This is a genomic window from Soehngenia sp. (assembly GCF_055108775.1).
In genome coordinates this window covers 1-8,113 of the sequence record NZ_JBSQIL010000078.1, presented here as the reverse complement: position 1 = coordinate 8,113, position 8,113 = coordinate 1, and the positions used below count along the sequence as shown (strand labels likewise).

Annotated in this window: 9 protein-coding genes; all 9 read left to right on the top strand. The window is 29.9% G+C overall.

Annotated features, from left to right (window positions below):
• Positions 1-119: 119 nt before the first annotated feature.
• On the top strand, positions 120-1,088 hold the full coding sequence (locus ACTB1H_RS08495; protein WP_463262413.1) for a PhoH family protein: 969 nt from the start codon (positions 120-122) through the stop codon (positions 1,086-1,088).
• An 11-nt stretch (positions 1,089-1,099) separates the two neighbouring features.
• Positions 1,100-2,524 carry an HD family phosphohydrolase gene (locus ACTB1H_RS08490; protein ID WP_463262412.1) on the top strand — a complete coding sequence of 475 codons (1,425 nt, stop codon included), beginning with the start codon at positions 1,100-1,102 and terminating at the stop codon, positions 2,522-2,524.
• 2 nt (positions 2,525-2,526) lie between these two features.
• On the top strand, positions 2,527-2,991 hold the full coding sequence (gene ybeY, locus ACTB1H_RS08485) for an rRNA maturation RNase YbeY (RefSeq protein WP_463262411.1): 465 nt from the start codon (positions 2,527-2,529) through the stop codon (positions 2,989-2,991).
• Entirely contained in the window at positions 2,984-3,700 is a 717-nt protein-coding gene (locus ACTB1H_RS08480; RefSeq protein ID WP_463262410.1) for a diacylglycerol kinase, read from the top strand. The genes ybeY and ACTB1H_RS08480 overlap by 8 nt, the downstream gene beginning before the upstream one ends.
• A 21-nt stretch (positions 3,701-3,721) precedes the next feature.
• On the top strand, positions 3,722-4,132 hold the full coding sequence (cdd, locus tag ACTB1H_RS08475; protein ID WP_463262409.1) for a cytidine deaminase: 411 nt from the start codon (positions 3,722-3,724) through the stop codon (positions 4,130-4,132).
• The gene (era, locus tag ACTB1H_RS08470) at positions 4,125-5,015 is read left to right on the top strand and encodes a GTPase Era (RefSeq protein WP_463262408.1); all 891 of its coding nucleotides are present in this window, start codon (positions 4,125-4,127) and stop codon (positions 5,013-5,015) included. The genes cdd and era overlap by 8 nt, the downstream gene beginning before the upstream one ends.
• A 14-nt stretch (positions 5,016-5,029) precedes the next feature.
• On the top strand, positions 5,030-5,788 hold the full coding sequence (gene recO, locus ACTB1H_RS08465) for a DNA repair protein RecO (RefSeq protein ID WP_463262407.1): 759 nt from the start codon (positions 5,030-5,032) through the stop codon (positions 5,786-5,788).
• Between the two features lie 263 nt (positions 5,789-6,051).
• Positions 6,052-6,939 (top strand): glycine--tRNA ligase subunit alpha, encoded by an 888-nt coding sequence (gene glyQ / locus ACTB1H_RS08460; RefSeq protein WP_463262406.1) that lies wholly within the window; start codon positions 6,052-6,054, stop codon positions 6,937-6,939.
• Positions 6,932-8,113: glycine--tRNA ligase subunit beta (glyS, locus tag ACTB1H_RS08455; protein WP_463262405.1), on the top strand; the 1,182-nt coding region annotated here is incomplete at its 3' end. The genes glyQ and glyS, both read left to right, overlap by 8 nt.

Below are 8,113 nucleotides of genomic sequence, written 5' to 3'. Positions count from 1 at the left end.
GAATTAAGAAGAGCTTCATATGAAGCTCTTCTTAATTCCTTTTAAACTAAAATTGGATAGAAAAATACATGTTGTTATGATATTATATGATATATAAGCTATTTTTAGGGGGTAAAATATTGATTAGCAATAAAGAATCAATCAGCATAACATTGGATGATCATAATATAATAAAAAATTTGTTTGGGAATCTCGATCAAAACATTGAATTGATTCAAAACAAATTTGATGTAGACATTCATTTGCTAAATGATGAGATAATCATTCAAGGGAATAAAGAAAATATAAATCGTGCTCATGATTTGATTAATGCATTAATAGACTTGATAAAAAGACAAAAATTTTTATCATATCAAGATATAAACTATGCTATAAATATATTAAAGAACACAAATGACTATAAATCAATAGATTTAATGAATGATTTGATAACCATTAGTGCACAAGGCAAAAGTATTATGCCAAAAACTATAGGCCAAAAAAGATATGTAGATGCTTTAAGACGAAATGATATTGTTTTTGGAATTGGTCCAGCGGGTACAGGTAAGACTTATTTAGCAATGGCAATGGCTGTACAAGCATTTAAAAACAAAGAAGTAAATAGAATAATATTAACTAGGCCTGCTGTGGAGGCGGGAGAAAATCTGGGGTTTTTACCTGGAGACTTACAAGAAAAAGTAGATCCTTATTTAAGGCCAATTTATGATGCCCTTTTTGATATTTTAGGGTCTGATAATTTTTTAAAGCTTTTTGAGAAAGGACTAATCGAAGTCGCTCCTTTGGCATATATGAGAGGAAGAACATTAAATTCTTCATATGTAATATTAGATGAAGCACAAAATACTACAAATGAACAAATGAAGATGTTTTTGACTCGTCTTGGTTTTGGATCGAAAGCAATAATTACTGGAGATGTGACTCAGATTGATTTAGCAAAAGGGAAACAATCTGGATTAGTAACTGTATCCAAAATTCTTAAAGGGATTAGTGGGATAGAGTTTGTTAATTTGACAAGTGCGGATATTGTAAGACATCATTTAGTTCAAAAAATTATAGAGGCATATGAGAGAGCAGAAAATCAAAGCTAAGGATGGTTATTATGAGAAAATATCTTTTTAAATCAAATGAATTAGTTAAGCACTTTACCAATTATAAATTAAACTTATTCATGATGATTTTATATTTAATTGGCATCTTTAGTATTATAGCAGGATTAAAAAGTCCGAACATTATTGGTAGTTCTTATAACTATATAAATAATATCCTAATAAACAAAACATTCATATCTTTACTAATTTTGATTATTACAGGAGTCTTTATATATTTACTTTATGATAATTTCAGAAATTTAATTTTAAAAAGAAACAACATAGCATTAATATTTATTATTTTAACTTTAAATATTGTTTTAAACTATCTATTGAGAGATTATAGGATGTTCATATTGACATTTTCTTTTGGAGCAGTGTTAATTTCTCAACTTCTTGGATATAAAATCGCTTTAATTACAAATATTTTTATGAATTTAACTCTTGCCATATTATTGAATTGGAACATTTCACAGTTCATAATTCCAGCTTTAAGTATAAGCATTGCTTTAATGTTTACTAAAGAAACTGCACAAAGAAGTAAAGTAATCTTATGTGGATTACAAATAGGGATTTTTAGTGCGATTATATACACTTTTTTTATATTAAGTGGTTTTGAGAGCAGAATTGGTTATAGAATTGCAATAATTGAGTTGTTTCTAGGGGGTATAGCTTCTGCAGTTATTGCACTAGGGACACTTCCTGTTTGGGAAAAACTTTTTGGTATTTTGACACAGTTTAGATTAATAGAACTTTCTAACCCTAATCAACCACTACTAAAAAGATTATCAATGGAAGCTGCTGGAACTTACCAACATAGCATTTTAGTTGGGAATTTATCTGAAGCTGCATGTGATGCAATAGGTGCGAATTCATTGCTTGCCAGGGTTGGCTCTTACTATCATGACATAGGTAAGCTAAAGAGACCCTTGATGTTTAAAGAAAATCAATTTGGTATTGAAAATCCACATGACAAACTTAAAGTTCTTCAAAGCTTAGATATCATATTAAGTCATAGAGACGATGGGATCTCATTAGCTAATGAATATAAATTACCTAGAGAAATTGTAGAATTTATCGATGAACATCATGGAACTACTTTAGTTGCATATTTTTATAATAAAGCTAAAGAGGAGAGATTATCCTTACCAGAAGAAAGATTTAGATATAAGGGAAGAAAACCACAAAGTAAGGAAACCGCAATTGTCATGTTGGCGGATTCTTCTGAAGCTGCAGTTAGAAGTATCGATAAAATAGAGGAAGAAATTATCTCAAAAACGATTGGAAATATTATAAAGTCCAAATTAGGAGACAATCAATTAAATGATTCTCATTTAACAATAAAAGATTTATCAGTCATTCAAGAAGTATTCACTAATTACTTTAAGGGAGTATATCATCAGAGAATTGAATATGAAAAAAAATTGGGGGAATAGTTATGAGAATTCTATTCGACAATAGGCAGATGAGAATTGATATTGATGATAATATGCAAAAGGAAATTATGCGTAGCATAGAAGTTTGCATTAGAGCTGAAAACAGGCCCTCTAACTGTGAGATTAGTGTATCATTTGTAGACAATGAAGAGATTCAAGAATTAAATAAAGAGTATAGAAATATTGACAAGCCAACAGATGTACTCTCATTCCCATTAGGTGACTACGATAATAGCACGAATCATTATTTACTAGGAGATATTATAATTTCAACTGACAAAGCTGTAGAACAGGCTTATGAATTTGGACATAGTATTTTGCGTGAAATAATATATCTTACTGTACACAGTATGTTTCACTTATTAGGATATGATCATTTAAACGAAGATGAAAAAGCAGTTATGAGACAAAAAGAAAAAAATGTTCTAAAGGAAATAGGGATATTTAGAACTGACGAAGGTGATTAAATTGGATTTAAAAAGATTTATAGAGAGTTTTAATCGTGCAGTCAATGGGATCATTTCAACTGTAAAAATGGAAAGAAATATGAAGATACACTATTTTATAGCTGTAACCGTTTTGATCTTAAGTTTATTGCTAAATTTTACCAAGTCGGAATTTCTCATATTAATTTTTGCAATATCACTGGTGCTGGTTTCTGAGTTATTTAATACTGCTATTGAGAAAACTGTTGATATGATTACAATTGATTACCATCCCTATGCTAGAGTGATAAAAGATATTTCTGCGGGTGCAGTCCTTATAGCTAGTATCAATTCTGTTGTTGTCGGATATTTATTATTTTTTGACAGACTCAATCCATTTAAAGATATAGTATTGCAAAGGATTAAGAATTCTCCAGTATATTTAACTTTTGTGGCTTTATTGATTGTCATACTTGTGGTTTTAGGGCTTAAGAGTAAATATCATAGAAACAAGGGAACTCACTTTCAAGGAGGGATTGTTAGTGGGCATAGTGCTGTAGCTTTTTTGATTGCAACCATAATTTCTGTGTTGACTAATAATCTACTTGTTATAACTCTTTCATTTGTTTTAGCATTTTTAGTAGCTGAAAGCAGAGTAGAAGGAGAGATACATTCTACAAGGGAAACCGTTTTTGGAGCAATAATTGGAATTTTAGTAGGAATAATAATTTTTCAATTAATATATAAATAAGATATGTTAGGAGAGAATAATATGAACGATATAGAATTAATCAAACTAGCATTAAAAGCTAAAGAAAATGCATATGTACCATATTCAAAATTTAGAGTAGGTTCAGCACTAGTGACTGCAGATGGGAGTGTATATACTGGTTGTAATATTGAGAATGCCTCTTATTCTCCTACTATTTGCGCTGAAAGAACAGCCATATCAAAAGCTGTATCAGATGGGCACAGGGAGATTAAAAAGATAGTTATTGTTGGTGACTCTAATTTCACATATCCCTGTGGAGTATGTAGACAAGTGATAAGAGAATTTGGCAAAGATGCAGAAATCATAATAGCTAATGATGTTGATAATTACAGAAAATACAAATTGGAAGATCTTTTACCTCATAGTTTTGGACCTGAAGATCTTAGTGGTGGAGTTGAAAAAAATGTATAAATCAGGTTTCGTAACTGTAATAGGTAGACCAAATGTTGGCAAATCAACACTTCTTAACCAGATAATAGGAGAAAAAATATCTATTATATCTGACAAGCCTCAAACGACTAGAAATAAAATTCAATTAGTATACACTGAGAATGACTGTCAAATAGTATTTTTAGACACACCAGGCATTCAAACACCTAAAAATATATTAGGCGAATATATGCTTAAAGTATCAAAATCAACACTAGAAGAAGTAGATGTTGTGACTTTTATGGTTGATAATAGTTTAGAAATTGGGAAGCAAGACAGTGGAATCATTGAACAATTAAGAGAAATCAATACACCTATAATACTCCTTATTAACAAAACAGATAAATTATCAAATACAGAAATTGATTATCTAGTACAAAAATATGAGGCTATGAACATGTTTGAAGATATTATACCTATATCAGCTATTTTTAATAATAATATAGATAGGTATATAAATGCCATAAAAGAGCTTTTACCAGAAGGTCCTCAATATTATCCAGATGATATGATAACTGATCAGCCTGAAAGGATAATAATAGCAGAAATAGTAAGAGAGAAGGCACTACTGAACTTAGAAGAAGAAATTCCTCATGGGATATATGTAGAAGTTCAAGAGATAAAACAAAGAGATAATAAAGATTTATTAGATGTATTTGTAAATTTATATTGTGAGAAAGAATCACATAAAGGTATGATTATTGGGAAGAATGGAAGAATGCTAAAAAAAATAGGAACAGAAGCAAGGAACGATATTGAAAAATTAATGGATACTAAAGTGAACTTAAAAATATGGGTAAAAGTAGAAAAAAATTGGAGAGATAGAGCTGATAAAGTGAAATATTTCGGATATAAACTCAGTTAATAATGAGGATTAATATGATGGACAATATAAAAACTAGTGGAATAGTAATAAAGTCTAAAAAATACAAGGAAAGCAGTAAAATATTAACAGTTTTCACTTATGAGCTAGGAAAGATTAATATTTTAGCTCAAGGTGTTTTAAAACCAAATTCAAATGCTTTAGCATATTCCGAAATTTTTTCAACAAGTGATTTCATTTTAAAAAAAGGTAGAAACTTTTATTATATTGTTGGTGCTGATTTAATAAATTCAAATTATTCACTCAGAGAATCGATTGAATCAATGGCTATTGGATTTTATTTGATAGATTTAGTTGACAAGGCTATACCAGAAGAAGAAAAAAACGATAAAATATATAATATGTTAACAAAAGCCCTTGAAATTATACAAAAGGGAAGCATTACAAATATAGACTTGATTTTAGCTTTTGAGCTAAAGCTAATTAGCTTTGTAGGATATAAACCTGATCTAACAAGTTGCATAGAATGTCAAACTTTAAAATCAACACAGTGGTATTTTGATATTGAAAAGGGTGGAATTCTTTGTTCGAAATGCAAGAATAAATCAAGTATAAAAATTGAAAAAAAATTCATAAGACAGATGATAGAATATATAAATTTACCATTTGATAACATAAATAGCGAAATAATTATTTATCAGGATAAACTAATAATGCAAGAGACATTATATAAATATATATTGGATAAGTTAGACATAAAAGATCTCAAATCATGGTCTTTGGCGAGGGAACTCTTAGAAAATTCTTTAGCTTGACATACTTTGAATAATTTGGTAGATTTAAATAAGTTATAAATAAAATATATGATGAAAAAGAAGGTTTTATTTCTTGAATTATAGAGAGTCTAGGGCGGTGGAAACTAGATATGAAGGGAATAAAATTGGAGCTTTTGAGTATATGTTATTAGAGTGGATGCTAAAGCATCAACTAGGGTGGAACCGCGGAATTAACCTTTCGTCCCTATAGGGATAGGAAGGTTTTTGCTTTTATCAATAAAATATATATTAGGAGGACTAATATGAATTTTCAAGAACTTATGTTAAAATTATTGAATTTTTGGGGTGAAAAAGGCTGCTTGATTATGGAACCATATGATATAGAAAAAGGTGCTGGAACAATGAACCCACATACTTTTTTACGCGCTCTAGGACCAGAACCATGGAATGTAGTTTATGTTGAGCCATCTAGAAGGCCGGCAGATGCTAGATATGGAGAAAACCCAAATAGAGTATATCAACATCATCAGCTTCAAGTAATACTCAAGCCTAGCCCAGAAAATATTCAGGATCTTTATCTAGAAAGCTTAAAAGCTATTGGAATAGATCCAATTCAGCATGATATAAGATTTGTTGAAGACAACTGGGAAGCTCCAACTTTAGGAGCATGGGGACTAGGATGGGAAGTGTGGCTTGATGGAATGGAAATAACACAGTTTACTTATTTCCAACAAGTTGGTGGAATTAATTGTGAACTAGAATCAGGAGAAATAACCTATGGACTTGAAAGAATAGCTATGTATTTACAAGATGTAGATAATGTTTTTGACATAAAATGGAATAACAACATAACATATAGGGACATTTTTGGGAAAGCTGAATATGAGCATTCTGTATATAGTTTTGAAATGGCGGATATCGAAGTTTTAAACAATCTTTTTAATATATATGAAAACGAAGCTAACAAGATATTGGAACAAGGGCTTGTGCTACCTGCTTACGATTATGTTTTGAAATGTTCACATACTTTTAATGTTTTAGATGCAAGAGGTGCAATTTCAGTTTCGGAAAGAACAAACTTTATTTCTAGAGTGAGAAATCTCGCAAAAAATATAGCCTCAATATATTTAAAACAGAGAGCAGAAATGGAATATCCACTTTTAAAAAAGGCAGGTGAAAGAAATGAATAGAAGGTACTTTTTAGAAGTTGGAGTAGAAGAACTTCCAGCTAGATTTATCGATGATTCATTGACTCAGCTAAAAAATAATTTTGAAAAAACCTTAAATGAGAATAGAATTGATTTTAAAGAAATCATTACTTATCAAACACCAAGGAGATTAGCAATAGATATAATGGGATTAGAGCCTAAAGGAAAGAGTGAAGAAGTTGAGGTCAAAGGGCCTGCTAAAAAGATTGCATTCGATTCCTTGAATAATCCAACTAAAGCATTAGAAGGATTTTTAAAAGCACAAAATGCTAAAATTGATGACATATATATTAACACGATTAATAACGAGGAGTATATTTTTATAAAAAAAGTCAATGAAGGCAAACTCTTAGAAGATGTGTTAAGAGAAAATATAGCAAGCAATATTAAAAATATTACTTTCCCTAAATCTATGAGATGGGGAGGGAAAAATATTAAATTCGCTAGACCTATCAGATGGATTGTTTCATTATTGGATAATGAAATAATGGATTTTGATTTTGAAGGAATATTAGTGTCAAATACAACTAGGGGGCATAGATTTTTAGGAAGTCAAAGTATAGTTATCGATGACATTGACAGATATAAAGAATTGATGAGAGAAAATTATGTAATAGTTGATCCTAAAGAGAGAAAAGACATCATAAGATATAATTCACAGAAATTGGCTAGAGAAAAGGGTGGAAATATCTTAAAAGATGATGATTTACTAAATGAGGTTAACAATTTGGTTGAGTATCCAACACCTATTATGGGTAGAATAAAAGAAGAATATTTAAATCTTCCATTCGATGTTATTGTAACTCCTATGAGAGATCATTTAAGATTCTTCCCTTGTGTCGATGATAAAAATAGGTTATTGCCTTATTTCATAACAATTAGAAATGGAGACGACAAATTTATTGATACTGTTATAAGAGGAAATGAAAAAGTTCTAGGAGCAAGACTTGAAGATGCTAGGTTCTTTTACAATGAAGATATCAAATTACCATTAGAATCTTATGTTGAAAAATTGAAAAAATTGACTTTTCAAGAGAAACTAGGGACTATGTATGATAAGACAATCAGATTACAGAGACTTTCCGGAAAGATATCAGATTATTTAGAAGTAGGAGAAGAAACCAAGAAGAATGTTTTAAGAGCTAGTTATCTTTCT

What these genes read in the sequence shown, in the direction of transcription:
- ACTB1H_RS08490 (WP_463262412.1), top strand. Translation starts at nt 1,100, where the DNA reads ATGAGAAAATATCTTTTTAAATCAAATGAATTAGTTAAGCACTTTACC.
- ybeY (WP_463262411.1), top strand. Translation starts at nt 2,527, where the DNA reads ATGAGAATTCTATTCGACAATAGGCAGATGAGAATTGATATTGATGAT.
- cdd (WP_463262409.1), top strand. Translation starts at nt 3,722, where the DNA reads ATGAACGATATAGAATTAATCAAACTAGCATTAAAAGCTAAAGAAAAT.
- era (WP_463262408.1), top strand. Translation starts at nt 4,125, where the DNA reads ATGTATAAATCAGGTTTCGTAACTGTAATAGGTAGACCAAATGTTGGC.
- recO (WP_463262407.1), top strand. Translation starts at nt 5,030, where the DNA reads ATGATGGACAATATAAAAACTAGTGGAATAGTAATAAAGTCTAAAAAA.
- glyQ (WP_463262406.1), top strand. Translation starts at nt 6,052, where the DNA reads ATGAATTTTCAAGAACTTATGTTAAAATTATTGAATTTTTGGGGTGAA.